This window comes from Chryseobacterium sp. KLBC 52, assembly GCF_003347605.1.
GTDB lineage: Bacteria > Bacteroidota > Bacteroidia > Flavobacteriales > Weeksellaceae > Chryseobacterium.
The window spans coordinates 10,798-32,183 of record NZ_QDFZ01000016.1 but is presented as its reverse complement, the minus strand read 5'-3'; the positions used below and the strand labels follow the sequence as shown (position 1 = coordinate 32,183).

General features: G+C 36.4%; 19 protein-coding genes. 9 read left to right on the top strand and 10 right to left on the bottom strand.

From position 1 onward, the window contains the following. Positions 1-9 precede the first annotated feature (9 nt). The gene (locus DDF69_RS16605; RefSeq protein WP_114821754.1) at positions 10-1,212 is read left to right on the top strand and encodes an aminopeptidase C; all 1,203 of its coding nucleotides are present in this window, start codon (positions 10-12) and stop codon (positions 1,210-1,212) included. A gap of 229 nt (positions 1,213-1,441) precedes the next feature. Here DDF69_RS16605 and DDF69_RS16600 read toward each other — a convergent pair whose 3' ends face one another. Continuing rightward, positions 1,442-2,503: an NADH:flavin oxidoreductase gene (locus DDF69_RS16600; RefSeq protein WP_114821753.1), complete on the bottom strand. Its 1,062-nt coding sequence runs from the start codon at positions 2,501-2,503 to the stop codon at positions 1,442-1,444. 167 nt (positions 2,504-2,670) lie between these two features. On the opposite strand from DDF69_RS16600, the gene DDF69_RS16595 reads away from it, so the two are divergent. Beyond that, the gene (locus tag DDF69_RS16595) at positions 2,671-3,063 is read left to right on the top strand and encodes a winged helix-turn-helix transcriptional regulator (protein WP_047388122.1); all 393 of its coding nucleotides are present in this window, start codon (positions 2,671-2,673) and stop codon (positions 3,061-3,063) included. A gap of 213 nt (positions 3,064-3,276) precedes the next feature. Here the strand turns inward: DDF69_RS16595 and DDF69_RS16590 are convergent, their stop codons facing one another. Both DDF69_RS16590 and DDF69_RS16585 read right to left on the bottom strand, forming a co-directional pair. Next, positions 3,277-4,410 (bottom strand): hypothetical protein, encoded by a 1,134-nt coding sequence (locus tag DDF69_RS16590; protein WP_114821752.1) that lies wholly within the window; start codon positions 4,408-4,410, stop codon positions 3,277-3,279. Between the two features lie 129 nt (positions 4,411-4,539). Further along, positions 4,540-6,972, bottom strand: a complete 2,433-nt coding sequence (locus DDF69_RS16585; RefSeq protein WP_114821751.1) for a thiamine pyrophosphate-dependent enzyme — start codon at positions 6,970-6,972, stop codon at positions 4,540-4,542. A gap of 138 nt (positions 6,973-7,110) precedes the next feature. On the opposite strand from DDF69_RS16585, the gene DDF69_RS16580 reads away from it, so the two are divergent. Next, a complete protein-coding gene (locus tag DDF69_RS16580) occupies positions 7,111-7,404 on the top strand; it encodes a hypothetical protein (protein ID WP_114821750.1) in 294 nt (97 codons plus the stop codon). A gap of 210 nt (positions 7,405-7,614) precedes the next feature. Here the strand turns inward: DDF69_RS16580 and DDF69_RS16575 are convergent, their stop codons facing one another. The 7 genes from DDF69_RS16575 to queA form a co-directional block, all read right to left on the bottom strand. After that, positions 7,615-8,409, bottom strand: coding sequence for a hypothetical protein (locus DDF69_RS16575; RefSeq protein ID WP_114821749.1), 795 nt, complete (start codon positions 8,407-8,409; stop codon positions 7,615-7,617). A 259-nt stretch (positions 8,410-8,668) separates the two neighbouring features. Then, positions 8,669-9,646, bottom strand: coding sequence for a polyprenyl synthetase family protein (locus DDF69_RS16570; RefSeq protein ID WP_034696374.1), 978 nt, complete (start codon positions 9,644-9,646; stop codon positions 8,669-8,671). A gap of 72 nt (positions 9,647-9,718) precedes the next feature. Then, entirely contained in the window at positions 9,719-10,627 is a 909-nt protein-coding gene (locus DDF69_RS16565; protein WP_114821748.1) for a hypothetical protein, read from the bottom strand. A 331-nt stretch (positions 10,628-10,958) separates the two neighbouring features. Then, positions 10,959-11,909, bottom strand: coding sequence for a sterol desaturase family protein (locus tag DDF69_RS16560; RefSeq protein ID WP_114821747.1), 951 nt, complete (start codon positions 11,907-11,909; stop codon positions 10,959-10,961). Positions 11,910-11,983: 74 nt separating this feature from the next. Beyond that, positions 11,984-13,018 (bottom strand): 23S rRNA (adenine(2503)-C(2))-methyltransferase RlmN, encoded by a 1,035-nt coding sequence (rlmN, locus tag DDF69_RS16555; protein WP_114821746.1) that lies wholly within the window; start codon positions 13,016-13,018, stop codon positions 11,984-11,986. Positions 13,019-13,050: 32 nt separating this feature from the next. Beyond that, positions 13,051-13,203, bottom strand: a complete 153-nt coding sequence (locus DDF69_RS16550; RefSeq protein WP_262510858.1) for a four helix bundle protein — start codon at positions 13,201-13,203, stop codon at positions 13,051-13,053. A gap of 232 nt (positions 13,204-13,435) precedes the next feature. Continuing rightward, positions 13,436-14,485 (bottom strand): tRNA preQ1(34) S-adenosylmethionine ribosyltransferase-isomerase QueA, encoded by a 1,050-nt coding sequence (gene queA / locus DDF69_RS16545; protein WP_034696367.1) that lies wholly within the window; start codon positions 14,483-14,485, stop codon positions 13,436-13,438. Between the two features lie 154 nt (positions 14,486-14,639). Between queA and DDF69_RS16540 the strand changes: the two genes are divergently transcribed. The 6 genes from DDF69_RS16540 (at position 14,640) to DDF69_RS16515 (ending at position 21,232) form a co-directional block, all read left to right on the top strand. Beyond that, positions 14,640-15,353, top strand: coding sequence for a hypothetical protein (locus tag DDF69_RS16540; protein ID WP_228412022.1), 714 nt, complete (start codon positions 14,640-14,642; stop codon positions 15,351-15,353). Positions 15,354-15,379: 26 nt separating this feature from the next. Next, positions 15,380-16,072 (top strand): AIM24 family protein, encoded by a 693-nt coding sequence (locus DDF69_RS16535; protein WP_047433734.1) that lies wholly within the window; start codon positions 15,380-15,382, stop codon positions 16,070-16,072. Positions 16,073-16,127: 55 nt separating this feature from the next. Next, positions 16,128-17,663, top strand: a complete 1,536-nt coding sequence (locus tag DDF69_RS16530) for a peptidase M61 (protein WP_162800951.1) — start codon at positions 16,128-16,130, stop codon at positions 17,661-17,663. A gap of 221 nt (positions 17,664-17,884) precedes the next feature. After that, positions 17,885-19,282, top strand: coding sequence for a Gfo/Idh/MocA family protein (locus DDF69_RS16525; RefSeq protein ID WP_114821744.1), 1,398 nt, complete (start codon positions 17,885-17,887; stop codon positions 19,280-19,282). Continuing rightward, the gene (locus DDF69_RS16520; protein WP_114821743.1) at positions 19,272-20,186 is read left to right on the top strand and encodes a sugar phosphate nucleotidyltransferase; all 915 of its coding nucleotides are present in this window, start codon (positions 19,272-19,274) and stop codon (positions 20,184-20,186) included. The genes DDF69_RS16525 and DDF69_RS16520 overlap by 11 nt, the downstream gene beginning before the upstream one ends. Further along, positions 20,177-21,232: a phosphotransferase enzyme family protein gene (locus tag DDF69_RS16515; protein ID WP_114821742.1), complete on the top strand. Its 1,056-nt coding sequence runs from the start codon at positions 20,177-20,179 to the stop codon at positions 21,230-21,232. The genes DDF69_RS16520 and DDF69_RS16515 overlap by 10 nt, the downstream gene beginning before the upstream one ends. Positions 21,233-21,386: the final 154 nt, after the last annotated feature.

The window sequence follows — 21,386 nt, the reverse complement described above, 5'->3', positions numbered from 1 at the left end:
TTTATAGTAATGAAAAATGCCAAAATTGCATCATTACTTTTTGTTTTGTCTGCAGGAAGTATGATGTTTGCCCAAGATGACTTAATCAATAAGTTAAAAAACAACCAATCACAAAATGCTAATTTTCAGTTCACAACGTTAAAAGACGTTGGTGCAACTTCAGTAAAGAACCAGGGTTCATCAGGAACTTGCTGGAGCTACTCCGGAAATTCTTTCCTTGAATCTGAAATGCAGAGAATGGGCAAAAAACCTGTAGATCTTGCTGAAATCTTTACAGCAAGAAATTCTTACCACGATAAAGCAAAATTATATGTTTTGAATAATGGTGCTATCAGCTGGGGAGACGGAGGAGAACTTCACGACGTAATCAATATGTACAAAAAGTACGGAGCAGTTCCTCAGGATGTTTACACTGGATTAAAAGCCGGACAGACTACGAATAACTTCAAAGAAATGCAAGGAAAACTGAAGCCGGTTCTTGACAGCCTTGTTCAGGCTTCGTCAAAAGGAAAGCTTACAGACAACTGGATGGATTCTGTAGATGCTATTCTTGATGAATATTTAGGAAAAGTACCTGCCAACTTCACTTATGAAGGGAAAAACTATACTCCGAAAACATTTGCTAAAGAAGTTGTGGGAATCAATCCTGAAGATTATGTAGAATTATCTTCTTATAAAGATTATCCATATTTTCAGAAATTTGTAGTTCCAATTCCTGATAACTGGAGCCATGATTCTGACTGGAATGTTCCGATGAAAGACCTTACTGCAATCATCGACAATGCTGTAACTAAAGGATATTCTGTAGGTTGGGCAACGGATGTTTCTGAGCCTTATTTCTCTTACAAAAACGGGGTAGCGTACGTTCCGGACATGGATCTTGATCAAATTACTGCAGAAAACAAACAAACTTTGTTTACGGAGCCTAAAAAAGATAAAACCATCACTGAAGACATGCGTCAGAAAGCACTTAACAATCTTTCCACAACGGATGACCACGGGATGCATATCGTAGGTTTGGCAAAAGATCAAACGGGTAAAGAATATTATATGGTGAAAAACTCATGGGGTGTAACCAACGATTTCGCCGGATATCTGTATGTAACAAGACCTTATGTTGAATACAAATCAACAGCAATCCTTGTTCACAAAAATGCAATCCCAAAAAGCATCTTAAAACAATTGAAACCAACTAAAAATATTGGTTTATAAAGAAATCATTTCTGCCAGTTACAGGCAGTTTTAGATATTTAAATCTGTTAAAACCCGCTCATGGAAATTCTGTGAGCGGGTTCTTTAATAAATAGGTGAAAATTAAATATAAAATAAAGTGAATTATGCTGATTTAATACCAGATTGAATCGTCAATTCTTTTTCGCGAATGAATAAATTATGCTGTTAAAAAACCACCGCGAAACGAAATCACAATTCATAACTGATATTAAAATAAAACGCCCATACTCTCAGCTGAGAAGTCAAGCAGAGCTTCTGTATTGCCATCTTTGATCTTCTGTACCCACTGGTGATCCTGCAAAATAGCTCTTCCTACTGCAACAAGATCAAACTCTTCATTATCAAGTCTTCTGATCAATTCTGTAAGGTCTCTTTTTTCTGTTCCCTGTCCCGCAAAAGCATTCAGGAAATCACCGTTCAAACCTACTGAGCCTACAGTAATGGTTGGCTGTCCGGTAATTTTCTTGGCCCATCCTGCAAAGTTTAAATCAGAACCTTCAAATTCCGGTTCCCAGAAACGACGCTGCGAACAGTGGAAAATATCTACTCCAGCTTCTTTTAATGGTAATAACCATTCTTCCATTTCATTAGGAGTAAATGCCAGTCTGGTTTTGTAATCCTGCTGCTTCCACTGGGAAAGACGGATGATAATGGTAAAATCCTCTCCTACTGCTGCTCTGATCGCTTTTACTACCTCTACCGCAAACCGGCTTCTTTCTTTTAAAGTTTTACCACCGTATTCGTCAGTTCTTGTATTGGTCACTTCCCAGAAAAACTGGTCGATAAGATATCCATGCGCTCCATGGATTTCAATACAGTCGAAACCAAGATCTTTCGCTGACTTTGCAGAGGCTGCAAACTGTGCAATGGTATCCTGAATATCTTCAATCGTCATTGTGGAAGCCTTTTCCATTGGAACCAACGGATAGTCTTCAGACATTCTTGTATCTCCTACGTGCCAGATCTGAGGACCCATTTTACCTCCATTCTGATGTACAGTATCAATAACGTTTTTCCATCCGTTTAAAGCTTCTGTTCCATAGAAATCTGGAATGTTCTGTAAGTTCTTTGATCCAGGTCTGTTGATCACCGTTCCTTCAGAAAGAATCAATCCTACTTCAGAAGCGGCTCTTCTTCCATAATAATCTGCGATGTTCTGTGTAGGAACTCCATTATCAGATTGTGCTCTGGTCATTGGAGCCATTACAATTCTATTTTTAAGCTGAAAATTCTTGTATTGAAACGGTTTAAATAATGATGATGTGCTCATATTTAAATTTATATTTTATAATTGTTACACAAAGTAACTAATAATAGTTCACTTTTGTATCCTTTATTAAAAAAATAGTGGTAACTTCGCAGTAACTTACATTAGTAACATCCAAGTAACGTATGAAATTTATGTTCCTTACGATTATTTAAAATAAATTCCGCCTTATGAAAAAGAATGAATTGATGCAATACAGCTGTCCTCTGGGCAAAGCAATGGCCGCTTTGGGAAGCAAATGGAAGCCTATTATTGTTTTGGTTATCAAAGACAGGAAGTTACGTTTCGGGGAACTGGCAGTACGCATTAATGTCATTTCCAGAAAGGTCTTGACAGATCAGCTGAGGGAAATGGAAACCGATGGACTGGTGATCCGTGAAGAGTTTAAAGAACTGCCTCCAAGAGTAGAATATTCTCTTACAGAAAAGGGATTGGCTTTATTGCCTATTTTATATTTACTGGAGGAATGGGAAGCGAAATATCAGGTGAAAGGGCAGCATGAAGATAAAGACTGTGCTTTTCTAAATGAGGATGTAAAAAATAAAAAGGCTGTCAATGTTTGATAGCTTTTTGCTTTTAAAACAATTCTAAAAATTATTTATTATCAGGCTTACTTTTTATAAATAAGGACAAAATAAAAAATGTAATTAAAAACATAAAAAACTGAATCAATAAAACCGGCCAAATACTGGGATCAGCATATCTGCAGCCAAAACTTAAAATTGATACAGGAAATGTTATTAGAAATGCAATTAACGTTTAGCAGCGTTTCTATTTTATTCTTTTACTTCATCTTCTTCTTTTATGATATAAGTTTCTAATAATAATAATTTATCACCCTCTTCTAAATGGTTAAATCTTTCACGAACAATCGAAGTAGTCTCCCTTAATCTTTCAGCCAGTTCTTTACTACTTTCATGTGATTCATTTTCTTTCTTATCTTTTTCAACCTGGGGTTCATAAGTTAATAATTTAACTTCATTTCCTTTAATAATATGTTCCGCAATTATCTTACTAACTTCTTCAATCTTTTTATCAGTACCCTCTTTAGTGATTTTTTTGTCCTTTTTAAAATTTTCTTTGTGCTGTTGAATAATAGTATCTCTTAATATCTCACTAATATTTGAAAGCATAAGCTTTTCTCTTTCCTTCTCCATTTCAATCAACTTTTTATTTCCCATATAAGAAGATATTATCTCTTTTGCAGTTTTAGATTTGTATAATAAATACGCTGCATAAACTTCAAGTCCCTTCATGACAACTTTTGTTAAGTCTATAGAAACATCGAAATCAATATTACATATAACATCAATAGACCCATTTTGAATCTCAACCAAATCAATTTCTTCAGGAGAATCTGACTTAAGCAAGGTATAATACATAAGTAAAGCTCTATTCCATTTAGTAAGGCTTTTTGTAAATTCTTTAATTGTACCTGTTGATTTTAAATCTTTAAAAATAATTGAAATCAAAGCATTTCCTTCTGATGCTAGTTGCTCAACTTCTGCAACAGAATATTTATTTAAGACATCTTTTAGCTTTTTAACCTCATCTTCATTCTCATCAATTGATTCAATTAAAGTATTTAATATGTGATAAAAATTTGAATAATAGTCATTTGCCTCTAATGAACTATCTTCGTCAAGTTCATCGAGTTTGGAAGTAATATTTAATTCTGTAAAAGGAATTGTATTTTTTAACAAATAAAGTAATTCCTCACTAAGTAAATTATTATCAAAATTTTGAAAAGATGTTTTTATTCGTAAGGACAAATCCTTCATATAAACCAGATTCTGATTATGTGATTGTTGAATAGATTTAAAATAATCTACAATATCTCTCTTAAATCCAGAAGTTAATACTAATGATTCAAAAAGATTTACTTTGTTTAATAAAGATTCAATATTCATTAATTCCTAAAAGTTTATATGAATTCAAATTTAGAAATTTGTACTATAAATAATTTACGGTTTACCGTAACTGTAAATTTAAAAACCGCTCCCAAAGGAAGCGGTTTTAAATTTATCTAAAAATCCCAATTAGAATATCGCTGGATATTTCTGAGGATTTGTTTCATTAAACATAGCATAGATTTTTTCTACCATATCGTCTGTAGACGGCTTGCTGAAATAATCACCATCACTTGCGTAAGCAGGTCTGTGATCATTTGCAGAGATCGTCAACGGATCTGAATCCAGATATCTGAAAGCTTTCTGCTTTTCAAGGATCTGTTGCAGGATAAATCCTGTAGTTCCCCCTTCCACATCTTCGTCAATCACTACCAATCTGTTGGTTTTCTTAACACTTTCAGCAATTTCGTGAGATAAATCGAAAGGAATCAACGACTGAATATCAATCACTTCTGCAGAAATTCCTAATTTTTCCAATTCATTAGCCGCTTCCGTTACAATTCTCCATGTAGAACCGTACGTTACCAAAGTAACATCTTTTCCTTCTTTTGTCACTTCAATCTTTCCTACAGGAACTGTGAATTCACCTAAGTTATCCGGTTGTTTTTCTTTTAATCTGTATCCGTTCAGACATTCTACGATGATCGCAGGTTCGTCAGCCTGAAGCATCGTGTTGTAGAATCCTGCTGCTTTTGTAAGGTTTCTAGGTACCAATACTAAAATACCTTTTGAAAGGTTCAGAATACCAGCCATTGGAGAACCAGAGTGCCAGATTCCTTCTAATCTGTGACCTCTTGTTCTGATGATCAACGGAGCTTTCTGACCTCCTTTAGTTCTGTAATGTACCGTTGCCAGATCATCACTCATTCCCTGTAAACAGTAAAGAACATAGTCTAAGTACTGGATTTCAGCAATAGGTCTTAAACCTCTCATCGCCATACCAATTCCCTGTCCAAGGATCGTTGCTTCACGGATTCCTGTATCAGCGATACGTAGAGCACCGTATTTTTCCTGCATTCCTTCCAATCCCTGGTTGACGTCACCGATATTTCCGGTATCCTCTCCAAAGATTAAAGTTTCAGGATATTTTTCAAAAATTTTGTCGAAATTGTTTCTGATCACTACTCTTCCGTCTACATCTTCAGAGCTGTCAGAATATACAGGCTTAATTTCCTGTACGTTTTCAGCTTTCCACTCAGACTGAGAATATAAGTGAGAAGAATAGTTATCTTTTTCAACAGCAGATACTTCATTGTATTTCTGCATCAATTGATTTCTTTCCGCAGAATTCGTTCCTCTTGTTGCCAGTAAAGTCTGTCTTACCAAATGGAAAATATCTTTCTTCGCTTTTGAAACCAATTTGTTGAAATGAGCAATATAAGTTTCCACTTCAGCATTTTGTCCTTTAAGGTTTTCTACTAAAGGTAAAATAGACTGAATAAGTTCTGAAATGGCTTTCTGATAGTTTTCCCAGGCTACTTTCTGACCTGTTTTTGCTGCTTTTTTCGCTTCTTCATCTATCGCCTCCAATTCTTCAGCAGTAGCTATTACTTCCTCTTTTCCATCAATTTCGATAGAATAGTTCAGAATCCACTCTTTGAATTTTGCCAGTCCGTCATACTCAGCTTCCCAAGCCAGACGTTCTTCGTTTTTATATCTTTCGTGAGATCCGGATGTAGAATGTCCCTGAGGCTGAGTAACATCTACCACGTGCACTACTACCGGTACACTTTCTGTTCTTGCAAAATGTTCTGCCTTAGCATAAGCATCTAATAATGCAGGATAATCCCAGGCTCTTACCTGGATAATCTCACATCCCTGGTTTTCTCCTTCTTTTCTCTGGAAACCACTTAGCATTTCACTGATATCAGCTTTTGCTCTCTGATTTTTCGTAGGAACTGAAATTCCGTATCCATCATCCCAGATAGAAACGATCATAGGAACCTGAAGCGCACATGCTGCATTCAGAGTTTCCCAGAAGTGTCCTTCAGCTGTAGAAGCATCCCCAATAGTTCCGAAAGCAATTTCATTACCTTCTCTTGAGAATTTTTCTGAACCATCAAATTTTACACTTTTATAGATCGTTGAAGCCTGAGCTAATCCCAATAATCTTGGCATTTGTCCGGCTGTAGGAGAAATATCGGAAGAAATATTTTTCTGAGCTGTCAAATCTTTCCAGCTTCCGTCTTCATGTAAACTTCTTGTTGCAAAATGCCCGTTCATCTGTCTTCCCGCTGAAGCAGGCTCTCTTTCCACACTGGTATCTGCGTACATCTGTGCAAAGAAACTTTCTACTGTTAAGGCATCTATTGCCAATGCAAAAGTCTGATCCCTGTAATATCCTGAACGGAAGTCTCCATTTCTGAAAACTTTCGCCATTGCAAGCTGAGGAAGTTCTTTTCCATCCCCAAAAATTCCAAATTTAGCTTTTCCAGTGAGTACTTCTCTCCTTCCGAGATAAGACATTTCACGAGAGATCCTTCCTAACCTGTAGTCTCCAAGTATCTGATTTTTAAAATCTTGAAAGGATATTTGCTGTGTTTCAATATAGGTTGTTTGCATAGCTAAGTAAAAAAGTTTTTTAATCTTCAAGTATTTTGCTAATATACACTTTTTAAATTAATTTTAATTTTTAATAATCTTTTTTAAAAATTTGATAATAAAAAAAATTGTGCTTTATTTTGAAAAAAATTGTAAAAGATGGAAAAAAAGTCTCCCCACATCTTGAATGCCTCCAGCAATCTTTTAGGATTTTCCTTACTCATTATCACCTCACTGAAAATCTCTAAGATCAGTCAGCATACCTATTTGGACGAATTTGCAGGATTTGCCTGTATCCTTTTTGCCTGCAGCTGTTTCTTTTCATTTCTGGCGATCAGAACTAGCAATAGAAAGCGGGAATCTACGTTTGAGAACATTGCGGATTATTTATTTTTAATCGCTTTATTTTGTATAGTTCTAGCCGTTATTATTGTAACCCTGAAAATTATTTAATTTAAATTTTTCGCTTAATTAAACAATCGACGGTAATATATAAGGATAATCATATAAAAACATGAGAATTGATTAAATTGTTCATTCTCATTTTTTATACTGAACTAATATCAGATTCTGAATATAAAAGAGAAAGTGTTCTGCATACATTTTCAGTTTCCTGAAAACATATACAAAACACTTTAGTTTTAATTATAATAAAAGGTAGAGTTATATCTTCTGAACAGTTACATTGGTAACATTTCCGCTTCCTGTAGATCCTGTTTCTGTTGAAATAATCGTAGCATTCTGATTGGGAGCTGCTGTAAAACGAATCTGGTATCCCGCTGTAGGAGCTACCACTACGGTTGTATAATTCATTAGTTCACCTACTGTTCCTGAAGCAGCCACTGCATTATAATGGCTTCCTCTTCCCAGGTAATTAGCATCCGGCACAGGTCTTATACCAATAAGCAACTGAGTATCTGCAGGCATATTGGTAAAACTTGCCTGTAATGTTACCAGATAATTTCCAGCCTGATTAAAAGTCATTACTCCAGTTCCGGTATTATAGGAATAGAAGGGAGAAGTTGCTATAGGCGCAGCGAATAATAAAGTAGTAATGGTTGATGAACTAATGTTCTGGTTGGCCGCTAAACGTGCATGAAAAAGCGAATAAGCAGTAAAGTCTATAGTCTTTAGTACTCCGGTAGCATCCGCTACAACCACTCTGTCTGTTCCTCCTATACCTATATTTGAATTGATATTACGGATACGGGCATTTCCCGAAGCTACGTCTAACTTTTCACTTGGAGAAGTTGTACCAATCCCTACTTTGGCAGTAGAAGTTACACTAAAATCATTATCCTGTTGCGCTGCGGAAGGAACTCCGGTAGCAGGATTATCTTTAGAGCCGTCAATATGAAAAGTTGTTTGGGGATTTTGAGTACCTATTCCCACTTGTGCATACGTGATGAAACCTGAACTGATAGCACACGCTATCATCATTGTCTGAATTTTTTTCATTATTTGTTGTTTTTTCTTACGACAAATTAACAAAAATTATATGGAACCTCAATGAATTGTTAACAACCACTTTATTTGAATATTGCAAAATATTAGTTTACAGCAATTTACTAATATAAAAAATTACCACTAATCACAACTGATTGAATTATTGAAAGATAGCTCTGTTTTTTCTCCAATAATGAAAAATTTACATACCACACGGGAATAACGGAAAATAAGTGAATAAAAAAATCAGAATGCTAAAAAAACATCAACATCAGAATTTTCGCTCAATGACATAATCGAGCATAATATGTAACGATTTCCTTGCTTCAGAATCCGGAAATTCATTCAGAATATCTTTGGCTTTTTGCTGGAAATCCTTCATGATGGTAATAGCATATTCCAATCCACCTGAACTTTTAACAAATTCTATAAGCTCTTTTACACGCTTAGGATTGTTATTATATCGTTTTATGGTATCGAAATAGTACTTTCTGTCTTTTTCACTGGCAATCTTTAAGGTATGAATCAAAGGCAGCGTCATTTTCTGTTCTTTAATATCAATCCCTACCGGTTTACCGATCACGTTCGAACTTAAATAATCGAAAAGGTCATCCTTTATCTGGAATGCCATTCCGGTAAAAGTACCGAAATCCATCATCTTTTTGGCAAGAGCTTCGTCTGCATTATTGGAAAGAACGCCTATTTCACAACATGCAGCGATCAAAGTAGCTGTTTTCTGGCGGATAATTTCATAATACACCTCTTCCGTGATATCCAGTTTTCTGGCTTTCTCCAGCTGAAGAAGTTCTCCTTCAGACATTTCACGAATCGTTCTGGAAATCACCCCAAGCAGGTCATAATCTTTGTGGTCTGTGGATAATAAAACTGACTTAGATAAAAGATAATCTCCTACCAGAACTGCAATCTTATTTTTCCACAAAGCATTGATTGAAAAGAAATTACGACGTTTAAAACTTTCATCCACCACATCATCATGTACCAGAGTAGCAGTGTGGATCAGCTCGATCATAGAAGCACCACGATACGTTTTTTCTGTCACTTCACCCACCAGTTTGGCACAAAGAAACACAAACATAGGACGCATCTGCTTTCCTTTGGTGGTCACAATAAAACGGGTTACTTTATCCAATAAAGCTACTTTACTCTGCATTGACTCATAAAACTTCTGTTCAAAAAGTTTCATTTCATCATTGATCGGTCGTTTAATCTCTTCTACTGTATTTGCCACAATCTGCGAATGCTGGGTGAATAATTATTAATTCTCACAAAGATAATTTTTTTCGCTCAATTTTAAGGTAAATTAATCTTTGAGTTGATCTTTCGGGATAAAATAAAATGAAGGTTTTGTAGTTCCCAATGGAGACCTGAACTTTTCTCCTGAAATATAAATTCCCGTTTCATCTACACTTATTCCTTCAATCTGTGCTAATGCAAGCGCAGTTCCAAGGTAATAATGCTTTGGTTTTTCTTTAAAAAATATGCCTGGTTCTGTTTCTGTAAAAATATCTAAAAAGACTTCTGTTTTCCTGGTATATCCCACCAAATAAAGCTTTTTATCAAAATAAGAGGCATCTGTAACCACAAAACCCGTTTTATAGGTTTCTATTTTTTCTGCTTTTTGAAGCTCTGACATTTCAGGGTCTACGACATAATGGGAAGTGGCCTTAGAAGCCCATTCTTTGGTAAATATATGCAGCTTCCCATTCAGATAAATCATGGCTTCTGCATCGAAGTCGTTCTTTATATTTTTAGAAATAAATTCGGTCTGTTCAGGATAATAAAAAGAAATAGATGTTCCATCTAAAGCCCTTTCTGAACCGGGAACGTTAGAAATATTCGCAGAATCAAGACGGCCATAGGGAACTTTGTAAATCGTCAGATCCTTTCTTGTTCCTGCATTATTTCCGAAATCTCCGATGTAGAAATTCTCACCATCATTAGCTAAAGCTTCCCAATCTGTATTGATTAAATTGGTTTTCAGTGTTCTGATAATTTCTCCACTCTTTTTATCCAATTCAAAAAGCTCGGCAGTATTTCCACTGTCGTTGAATGTATATAATTTACCGTTCAAAATATTCAGTCCTGAAGTTTCCTCAATCTTGCCATCCAGATAATTAACTCTGTATTTTTTTATTTTCAGAAAATCGGTCTGCTGAGAAAATGCAGATTGACCAACGAAAAGAGCAATAATCAGAAAGAGTTTTTTCATAAGACAAAATTAGGGTTTTATTCTGAGGTGAGATGTGGGTATTGAGTTGGAGGGTTGGAGGGTTGGAGAGTTTGAGTAAGATATGAGTTTCGGGTTTCGGGATGCGGGTTTGAGGGGAGCATGTAGATTCCTATGGAATGACGTAGTGTATGGATAAATTAAGCTTCCTGTTTGTCATTCCAAAGAATCTAAATATTGTATATAGTCAATGGGAAAAAATTCCGGATTTTTGAAGAGATTTATTGTTTTGCTTATTCTCTCTTCTTAAAAAGAAAAGCAGACCAAAATAGCCTGCTTTTCACTTAGATTTCTATTGATTTTAAATCAGAAGTTAAGCAGTTTTCTGCTCTTTCTGATTTTGCTGTTGTTCTTTCTTTCTGGCCTGTCTGGCAAAATATTCTTTCTGATATTGTCTTACCGTCTTTCCGGTTCCGTCATGTCTCCATCCAGGTGAATTGAAAATATAATTGATTCTGTCTGTGAACTTTAATCCAGGCTGCTTAAGATCTTTCCAGATTTTTCTCCATTCATAAAAAAGAACAGTATCTGGTCTGTTATCCGGCATTTTTGGATAGATTCCATATTTTACAGGTACATTCGGATCTTCTTTTTGAAAGGTTCCGAATATTTTATCCCAGATAATGAGACACATTCCCATGTTTTTATCCAGGTATTTTACATTACATGCATGATGAACACGGTGGTGGGAAGGGGTTACCAAAATATATTCCAAGAATCCCATACTCTTCACTGTCTGCGTGTGTACCCATGTTCCATACACTTGTCCGATGGCGTATGCCACCATGATGTGCCACGGATTAAATCCTAAAAATGCAAGCGGTGAAAAATACAAATATCTGTAAAGCGGCTGTAATACAGGGCTTCTGAATCCTGTTGTCAGGTTAAAATATTCTGAACTGTGGTGGGTAATATGAACTGCCCAGAATGCTCTGGAACGGTGGTCTACATAATGTAATACGTAATAAGCAAAGTCTGTGATTATAAAACAAACCAGCAAATACCAGATGCTAAGATCCCATGAGAAAATCCTGTGATGGTAAAAGAAAAACATCACTCCCATGGCAAATGCCTTCATGATAAGGTCAAGACCAAAGTTCATCAATGCAAGATAAACATTGGTGGCAAGATCTTTTCCACTATATAACTTAGCTTCCGAAACGTGGCTGTAAATCATTTCAGCTAAAATAACAGTAGCATGCAACGGAATAGCCCATGCATACACATTTTCCAGCCCATCCTCGCTCATAAGAAAATCCATCATCACAAAATAATTTGTGCAAAGGTAGGGTTTTAAGCTATTTTTTAAGAAAGTTTTAGGCTTTTTTTAAGGAAATTTTAATCTGTTGTTTTGTTGGCTAACTGTCCGCATGCGGCATCAATATCGCCTCCACGGCTTCTTCTGACCATTACAGTTACTCCTGCATTTTCAAGCTGTCGGATGTAATTTTCTTCTGCCTGTTTGTTGCACTGATCGTATTTTCCATCTCCGATCGGGTTGTACTGGATAAGATTTACTTTTGAAGGAACCTGTTTGCAGTATCTGATTAAAGCTTTAATATCTTCGTCCCCATCATTGATTCCTTTCCATACGCAGTATTCAAAAGTAATCACAGAACCTGTCTTTTGATACCAGTACTGAAGAGCCTCCATAATATCCGTCAACGGGAATTTATCAGAGAAAGGCATGATCTCATTACGCTTGGATTCGATAGCAGAGTGAAGGGATAAAGCCAGCTTCACACGCAGTTCGTCATCAGCAAGCATTTTGATCATCTTAGGAATACCGGATGTAGAAACGGTAATTCTTCTTGGAGACATTCCCAAACCTTCCGGCTGGGTAATTTTTTTGATGGCTTCCACTACGTTTTTGTAATTCATCATCGGCTCTCCCATCCCCATAAATACGATATTGGAAAGTGGTCTGTCGAAATACATTCTGCTCTGGCTGTCAATCAGGGCTACCTGATCTACAATCTCAGCGACTTCAAGGTTTCTCATCCTTTTCAGTCTTGCTGTAGCACAGAATTCGCAGTTTAATGAGCATCCTACCTGTGAAGACACACAGGCTGTAGTTCTTGTTTCTGTAGGAATAAGAACAGATTCCACCATCAGTCCGTCATGAAGTTTCACTCCGTTTTTGATGGTTCCGTCAGAGCTTTTCTGAAGAAGGTCTACGGAAACAGGGTTAATGGTATATTCTTCCGAAATTCTCTCACGAAGTGATTTGGAAAGATTCGTCATTTCGTCAATCGAATGGAGGTTTTTACTCCATAGCCAGTCATAGACCTGTTTCGCACGAAACGGTTTTTCTCCTAAAGATACAAAGTAGTCTTTAAGCTGGTCTAATGATAATGTACGGATATCTTTCATAATATTAAAGAGCCAAGTTAAAAGTAAAAGGTTTAAAGTTGAGTATTGTTAACTATTGCAGCCAAAATGTTTTTCAATTCGTTACTTTCATTCAATAAAGCTTTAAATTCCTCAGAATCATAACCATCTAATTCTTCTAAAACCCGAAGCCAGAAATGACTTTCTCTAGCTTCTCTTAAAGCAATTTTTACTTTATTTTTAAAATCTGCTTTAGAAGATCCAGCCTGGGATTCTTCATAGCACCTATTGAAGTAGCTGATTTCCCGAGTTGAAATCTTATTAATTTACTTTCAGAATCATTGGGGAGTGTTCTTAAAAACTTAAGACAATTAACTCCAAATGTAAAAGTTCTGATAAGTAAATCATTTTGTCTCATTTCTACTTGTATTACCTTTAACTTGGCTCTTTTTACTTTTTTTATAGAATTAACATTGCGTCACCGTAAGAATAGAATTTATACTTTTCTTTTACGGCTTCTTCATAAGCATGCATTACGAAATCTCTTCCGGCAAATGCAGCAATCATCATGATCAAAGTAGACTTCGGTGTGTGGAAGTTCGTGATCATTGAGTTGGCTACTCCGAAATCGTGAGGAGGATAAATGAATTTGTTTGTCCATCCGTTGAAAGCAGAGATTTTTTTGTTTGAAGAAACAGAAGTTTCCAATGCTCTCATTGTAGTAGTACCTACGGCACATACTCTTCTGTGAGATTCTACCGCTTTGTTAATGATGGCAGCATTTTTCTCATCAATGATGATCTCTTCAGACTCCATTTTATGCTTAGAAAGATCTTCTACCTCAATCGGGTTGAATGTTCCCAATCCTACGTGAAGTGTTACTTCAGCAAAATTAATTCCTTTGATCTCTAATCTCTTCATCAAATGCTTTGAGAAGTGAAGACCTGCTGTAGGGGCAGCTACTGCTCCTTCTACTTTTGCATAGATCGTCTGATATCTTTCTGCATCTTCCGGCTCTACTGCTCTTTTGATATATTTTGGAAGTGGAGTTTCTCCCAATTCTTTTAATTTCGTTCTGAATTCGTCGTAAGAACCGTCGAATAAGAATCTTAATGTTCTTCCTCTTGAAGTCGTGTTATCAATAACCTCAGCTACCAAAGACTCATCTTCTGTGAAGAATAATTTGTTACCAATTCTGATTTTTCTTGCAGGGTCTACCAAAACGTCCCAAACTCTTGTTTCTTTATCAAGCTCTCTTAATAAGAAAACTTCAATTTTCGCACCTGTTTTTTCTTTATTTCCGTAAAGACGTGCAGGGAAAACTTTTGTATTGTTGAAGATGAACAAATCTTCTTCATCAAAATAATCCACAACATCCTTGAATAATTTGTGCTCGATAGTTTGTGTTTTTCTATCAAGTACCATTAATCTCGCTTCGTCTCTGTGCTCTGATGGGTGTTCTGCTAATAATTCCGCAGGAAGATCAAAATTAAAATCTGATGTTTTCATTTTTTAAATTACGGTTTAAAAATTATTGAAATTACAAGGTGTAATTTTCGGAGTGCAAATATACGACATTGAACACCCCTTTGTCAAGTATTATTTACAATCAAATATAAAACCGTGATTTCACGGGGATTTTCAAGGCATAAAAAGAGTATTTTTGGAAAAATTAAAATTCAACATGGAATCTGTAAGTAAAATATACTTCATTGATAATCCGTATCCTAATGGCCACAAAATTGAAACTTTCAGCTGGAGTGGAAGAATTGATGAATATGGATTTATCTGGTTTGATTTTCATTTAAAAACTGAAAATTATTACGCCAATGATGATCAAAACAGTGAAGAAGAAGACGAAGATCTGTCCGACTGGGACTCCAAAATTGTATGGGGAAACTACCATGCCTGTACACTTTCGTCCAACTATTGGGGTGAACAAAGAGGCATCAGAATTAACAATCTTGATGAAAAACTAGATTTCGATACCGTTGTTAAAAATGATCTTTTCAGTAATGATCTCCCTTCTGAAAACCATTTTGATGATGATGACCTTGCCTTCAACATCTATCTGCTGGGACATGACAGCTGTGCGGGACATCAGATCCGGTTTTCAAAAACAGATAATAACCGATATGATATTGCATGGACGGGTAAAATAGCATTGACCTATGCGGGTGATGATGAATTTTCACATGATTTCAAAGCGCAGATTTTCAATGCTGAATTTGAAGGTTTTCATTATCCCAAAACCTGGTCACTGGAAAAAGCAACTGAAATGTTCAAAGCCAGACTTGCCCGTTTTGAAACGTATGAATTTGTAGATCTGAATCCTAAAAGTAACAAAAGAGAGTATAAACTCGACAAACTAAAGTAATTACACTATAATTAAAAAATATCATTATGAGTAAATATTCGATTGAAGCATTTATCAACGAAACGAAAGAGAATCCGCAGCAAAGAGATTATTTTGAACTGGAAACGAAACATCTTCTGGAAATCAACCTTAATAATCAGGCGGTATGGACCAAAAGAGGAAGTATGGTAAGCTATGTGGGAAATATCAATTTTGAAAGACAGGGAATGCTTTCCGGAGGACTTGGAAATCTTCTGAAGAAAGCGATCAGCGGTGAAGGTGCCAGGCTGATGAAAGCAGAAGGAACCGGAAAACTATATGTAGCCGATTCCGGTAAGAAAGTCCGTATTCTGTATCTGAATAATGAATCTGTATGTGTAAACGGAAATGATATTCTTGCCCACGAACAAAGTGTAAAAAGTGATATCACCATGCTGAAAAGTATAGCAGGAATGATGTCCGGAGGGCTTTTTCAGGCAAAACTTTCAGGAACAGGGCATATCGCCATTACTACACACGGAGATCCTTTAACTTTACTTGTAACTCCTGACACTCCTGTGTTTACAGATCCTAATGCCACAGTTGCATGGTCTGGAAACCTAAGCCCGGAACTGAAAACGAATGTTTCATTCAAAAGCCTTATCGGCAGAGGAAGCGGTGAAGAGTTCCAGATGAAGTTTTCAGGACACGGATGGGTACTGATTCAACCTTATGAAGAGGTATACTATATGGAAAAATAAAACAGACAAATTATAGAAGTGATTTAAAATATTCGTAATCATTAAAATGCAGCCAATGAAGACCCTTATCAAGCTATTTTTCGCAGTCATTATACTTCCCAACCTAATGATTGCTCAGACTTCAAAGAAAAATTACGAATATTCTATAGATCTTCTTCATATGACCAATGATGAAGTCCGGGTATCTTTTTCGCCTCCAAAGAACAATCTTAAACAAGGCAAATTTATCATTCCCAAACTGGTGCCCGGGTTTTATCAGGCTATGAATTTCGGACAATATATTTCTGATTTCGCCGCCACCGATAAAAACGGTAAAAAAGTAGTAACCGAACGTCTGGATAAAAACAGCTGGATGGTACATGATCTCAATCGTGTAAAGAAAATATCTTATCAGGTAGCTGACGGGTGGGACTCTCTGGAAAAAGAATCTAACGAAGCCAGATCTGCCGGCAGCATGTTTATAAAAGACAGTGTTTTTGTCATCAATTATAATTCTTTAGTGGGATATTTTGAAGAACTGAAAGATATTCCTTATCAGATTACGATTACCAAGAACAAAGATTTTTATGCTTCTTCTGCTTTAGATTATAGACAGAAAAATAAAAATACGGATATGGTTTGGGCAAAGGATTACCGTGAACTGGTAGATTCTCCTGTTTTATATTCCGTTCCAGATACCACGTGGTTGAAAATAGGTCATACCAAAGTACTTGTATCGTTCTACAACAAAAAGGAAAGACATTACTCCAAAACGATTGCCCACGAAATAGAAAATATTCTGAAAAATCAGCAGGCTTATCTTGGTGGAACATTGCCAGTTAATAAATATGCTTTTCTGATTTATTATGAATCTTCCAATGAGAATGGATTTTTAGGGGACGGACTTGAACATTCCCACTCTACGGTCTGCCTGTACCGTTCCGGAAGTATGAAGTTTCTTCCAAATGCTTTAAACAGGGTTGCTTCTCACGAATTTTTCCATGTGGTTACCCCGCTCAACATTCATTCAGGAGAAATTCAGCATTATGATTTCCTGAATCCTGTCATGTCTAAACATTTGTGGCTATACGAAGGAATGACGGAGTATGCCACCATTCATATGCCTGTCAAACAAAAAATGATCAGTCTGGAAGATTTTGAAAGAAGTCTGGAAGAAAAGATCAAAGGCATGAAAGCATTTGACAACACTCTATCTTTAACAGAAATGAGTAAACAATCCATGGAAAGACAGGATCAGTATATGAATTTTTATATGAAAGGAGCATTACTTGGGTTATGTCTGGATATAAGACTAAGAGAGCTTTCTAACGGGAAAATGGGAACTCAGGATCTGATGCAGATGCTTATGAAAAAATATGGAGCAGGTCAATATTTTAATGATGATGAGCTTTTTAATGAGATTACCAAAATGACCTTTCCGGAAATCCGTACATTTTTCAAAGATTATGTAGAGGGTGCTCAACCCATTCCTCTAAAAGAGTATCTGGAAAAAGCAGGATTCAACTATGATGAAGCTACCGGAAAGGTAACTCCTGTTTCCAACCCCGATTCAAAACAAATTGCATTAAGAAAAGCATGGATCAATCAATAAATTTTCACGCATATAACAAAATATGTAAAAAAAATATAAATGATCAAAATAGAGAAAAAAGCGAAAATTAATAATCTATACTTCAACAATTCCAAAATCATTCAACTTTAAAATCCAACAAGCTACAAATTCTCACCAACCACCTCTATTACTTCATTCTCCTATTATCTATCACTTTATCGGGATTTACAAAAGTTTTAATATATTTAAGAAAAAAATAGATGAACAATAGTAACTCCCGCAGAAACTTTCTCAAGACCGCAGCTTTAGCAAGCTTTGGGGCATTGGTTTTACCCAATTCTTTATTTGCTTATTCCAATGATTTTAAAACAGATAAAAAAGTCCGTGTCGGTTTTATCGGCGTAGGTCTTCGTGGTCAGGAGCATGTAAAATTATTGGCCAAACGTAATGATGTAGAGATTGTTGCGTTTGCAGATCCGGAAAAAAGAATGCTTGCCGCCTCTCAAAAAATCTTAAAAGACAACAATAAACCGGCTGCTCAGGAGTTTTCCAACGGAGAATATGACTATCGAAATCTTTTAAAATTAAAAACAATAGACGCTGTTGTCATTGCAACTCCATGGGAATGGCATCTTACCCAAGGGGTGGAAGCTATGCGCGCTAAAAAAATTGTGGGCATGGAAGTTTCCGGAGCGATAAAGCTTCAGGACTGCTGGGAATTTGTAAAGGTATATGAGGAAACAAAAGTTCCTATCTTTATGATGGAAAATGTGTGTTACCGCAGAGATATTATGGCCATCCTGAATATGGTCCGTAAGGGAATGTTCGGGGAACTGGTACATGGAAGAGGCGGTTATCAGCATGATCTGAGAGGTGTTCTTTTCAATGATGGAGTTAATCCGTACAATTCCGGGGCTGAATTTGGAGAAAAAGGATTCAGTGAAGCAAAATGGAGAACCGAACATTATGTAAAACGTAATGGAGAGCTTTATCCTACCCATGGTTTAGGTCCTGTAGCGATGATGATGGATATCAACCGAGGAAATCGTTTAACGAGGCTCTCTTCATTCTCATCAAAATCTGTAGGCCTTCATAAATATATTGTAGAGCATCCAAAAGGAGGAGAAAACCATCCTAGCGCCAAAGTAAAATTCAACCAGGGAGATATTGTAACCACACAGATTGCCTGTGCCAATGGAGAAACTATTCTTCTTACTCATGATACAAGTTTGCAGAGACCATATGATCTTGGCTTCAGAGTTCAGGGAACTGAGGGATTGTGGCAGGATTTCGGATGGGGAGATTTCGACCAGGGACACATCTATTTTGAAAAAACAATGAACCATACCCACCGTTGGGATAATACTGAAAAATGGATGAAAGAATATGATCATCCGATGTGGAAGAAGTTTGAAACTACTGCTGCAGGAGCCGGACATGGCGGAATGGACTTCTTTGTGATGAATACTTTTATTGAATGTATCAAGCGAAATATAGAATTCCCGATGGACGTATATGATCTTGCCCTATGGTATTCCATTACCCCACTGAGTGAAGAGTCTATTGCCAAAGGCGGTCAGGTAGTTGATATCCCTGATTTTACCAATGGAAAATGGAAAACCCGTAAACCTGTATTTGGAATGACAGATGAGTTCTAAGAAAACACTACTCATATTAGCAGGCGGATTAGGCAGCAGGTACAAAGGACTTAAACAAATAGACGGAATACTTGATAACGGTTCGCCGATTCTTGAGTATTCTATCTTTGATGCTCTGGAAGCCGGTTTCCAAAAAGTAGTTATTATTGTCAACAAACTGATTCCTGAAAGTTATATTGAAAGACTTAACGGCATTTCAAAAGCTAAAAATTTTGAATTGATTTGGGTATATCAGGAGACAGACACCATTCCTATTTCACTGGAAGGCTTCGATTATCCTGATCGTGAGAAGCCATGGGGAACTGCTCATGCCGTACTTTGCGCCAAATATTCAATACAGGAACCTTTTGTGATGATCAATGCGGATGATTTCTACGGAAAAGAAGCCTATCAACTGGCTGCTGATGAAATTAACCATCATTATATTTCAGATACACAATTAGGGATGATTGCTTATCCTGTGGGTACAACATTGAGTGGCAACGGTGCTGTAGCAAGAGGAATATGTACGTTGGATGCTGAAAATTATCTGATCAAAGTAGAGGAGCAAACTTCTATTCAAAAGATCAATCATTCCATCGTTTATGTTGAAAACGGAGAAAATATACAGTTAGAGCCTGAAACATTGGTATCCATGAACTTTTTTATTTTCCATCCTCACATTTTCTGTTATCTGGAAGCTTATTTCTATGATTTCATTGAATCTGACCCACTACCCAATCAGGAATTTTACATTCCTTCTGCAGTACAGAAAATGATGGACGAAAACAGAGTCAAAGTAAAAGTGAAAGCCTCTCCATCCCGATGGATGGGAGTTACCTATGCTGATGATAAAAAGGAAATTATAGATTTTCTGACTTTAGAGATTAAAAATAACAGATACCCGGAAGATTTATGGAGCTAAATGATATCATTGCTGAATTTATAACTACGAATAATTATGACCTCACTCCTATTACGGATGGATTGATCAATACCACTTATCTGTTGGAGAATAAAGATCAGGGGAAAAAGTTTATTCTGCAGAAAATCAACAATCATGTTTTTAAACAGCCGGAAGTGGTCGTTAACAATCATTTAATGATCAATGAAGTGCTCAGGTCAAATCATTATCGATTTGAAATTATAGAACCCATTCCTTCTCTTACAGGTAAAATACTGATAAAAGATAAAAATGGCCAGCCATGGCGTATGTTAAGTTTTGTAGAAAACAGCACTACATTCCTTACTGCTCCCTCCTTACAGACCGCTTTTGATGCGGCTAAAACCTTCAGTTATTTTCTCAATACGGTAAATACTGAACAAATACCTGCCATTCAGGATTCTCTTCCCAATTTCCTCAATTTTGAGAAGAGGGTTGCAGATTATAGAGATTCCCTAAAAAATGCAGAGCCTTATTTGAAAGAAAACGCCAGGGCTGAAATAGAAATTACCAACCAGCTTTTGTCCTTACCTGACCGATGGATTGAAATGGAGAAAAACAATCAGATTCCTAAAAGAATTATTCATGCTGATGTAAAAATCAGTAATATTCTCTTTGATCAGAATCATAATCCATTAGCTGTGATTGATCTCGATACCATGATGATTTCTACTATTCTGTATGATTTTGGAACCATGATTCAGTCCTACACCAATACAACACAGGAAGATGACGGGACAGCTCAAAACAATTTCAACCCTGAAATGTATAAAGTTGTAAAAGAAGGATTTCTATTTCATTTAAAAGAAAAACTGACGCCTGAAGAATACGGGAATCTTGATTATGCGGCACAAGTCGCTATTTATATTCAGGAACTTCGCTTTTTAACGGATTACCTTAACGGAAGCACCTACTATTCTATCATGCATCCTGAACACAATCTGGACAGAACAAAAAACCAGCTGGAACTGTTGAAGGGGTTGAGAGAATACTTGGGAGCTAATGGGTTTGAGAGTCGGAGAGTTTGAGGGTTTGAGGGTTGAGTTTGTAAGTGCATAAATTTCTACGAAATGGGCAGATAGGACGCTTTACTTACCTATGCACTTTGCCATTTTGTAAGAATGTGTTTTTACTCTCTTATTCTCAAACTCTCCCACTCTCAAACCCTAAAACCCTAAAACC

What these genes read in the sequence shown, in the direction of transcription:
- DDF69_RS16585 (WP_114821751.1), bottom strand. Translation starts at nt 6,972, where the DNA reads ATGCAAACAACCTATATTGAAACACAGCAAATATCCTTTCAAGATTTT.
- DDF69_RS16525 (WP_114821744.1), top strand. Translation starts at nt 17,885, where the DNA reads ATGAACAATAGTAACTCCCGCAGAAACTTTCTCAAGACCGCAGCTTTA.
- DDF69_RS16530 (WP_162800951.1), top strand. Translation starts at nt 16,128, where the DNA reads ATGAAGACCCTTATCAAGCTATTTTTCGCAGTCATTATACTTCCCAAC.
- DDF69_RS16575 (WP_114821749.1), bottom strand. Translation starts at nt 8,409, where the DNA reads ATGAAAAAAATTCAGACAATGATGATAGCGTGTGCTATCAGTTCAGGT.
- DDF69_RS16590 (WP_114821752.1), bottom strand. Translation starts at nt 4,410, where the DNA reads ATGAATATTGAATCTTTATTAAACAAAGTAAATCTTTTTGAATCATTA.
- DDF69_RS16515 (WP_114821742.1), top strand. Translation starts at nt 20,177, where the DNA reads ATGGAGCTAAATGATATCATTGCTGAATTTATAACTACGAATAATTAT.
- DDF69_RS16600 (WP_114821753.1), bottom strand. Translation starts at nt 2,503, where the DNA reads ATGAGCACATCATCATTATTTAAACCGTTTCAATACAAGAATTTTCAG.
- DDF69_RS16520 (WP_114821743.1), top strand. Translation starts at nt 19,272, where the DNA reads ATGAGTTCTAAGAAAACACTACTCATATTAGCAGGCGGATTAGGCAGC.
- queA (WP_034696367.1), bottom strand. Translation starts at nt 14,485, where the DNA reads ATGAAAACATCAGATTTTAATTTTGATCTTCCTGCGGAATTATTAGCA.
- DDF69_RS16595 (WP_047388122.1), top strand. Translation starts at nt 2,671, where the DNA reads ATGAAAAAGAATGAATTGATGCAATACAGCTGTCCTCTGGGCAAAGCA.
- DDF69_RS16580 (WP_114821750.1), top strand. Translation starts at nt 7,111, where the DNA reads ATGGAAAAAAAGTCTCCCCACATCTTGAATGCCTCCAGCAATCTTTTA.
- DDF69_RS16535 (WP_047433734.1), top strand. Translation starts at nt 15,380, where the DNA reads ATGAGTAAATATTCGATTGAAGCATTTATCAACGAAACGAAAGAGAAT.
- rlmN (WP_114821746.1), bottom strand. Translation starts at nt 13,018, where the DNA reads ATGAAAGATATCCGTACATTATCATTAGACCAGCTTAAAGACTACTTT.
- DDF69_RS16560 (WP_114821747.1), bottom strand. Translation starts at nt 11,909, where the DNA reads ATGATGGATTTTCTTATGAGCGAGGATGGGCTGGAAAATGTGTATGCA.
- DDF69_RS16565 (WP_114821748.1), bottom strand. Translation starts at nt 10,627, where the DNA reads ATGAAAAAACTCTTTCTGATTATTGCTCTTTTCGTTGGTCAATCTGCA.
- DDF69_RS16605 (WP_114821754.1), top strand. Translation starts at nt 10, where the DNA reads ATGAAAAATGCCAAAATTGCATCATTACTTTTTGTTTTGTCTGCAGGA.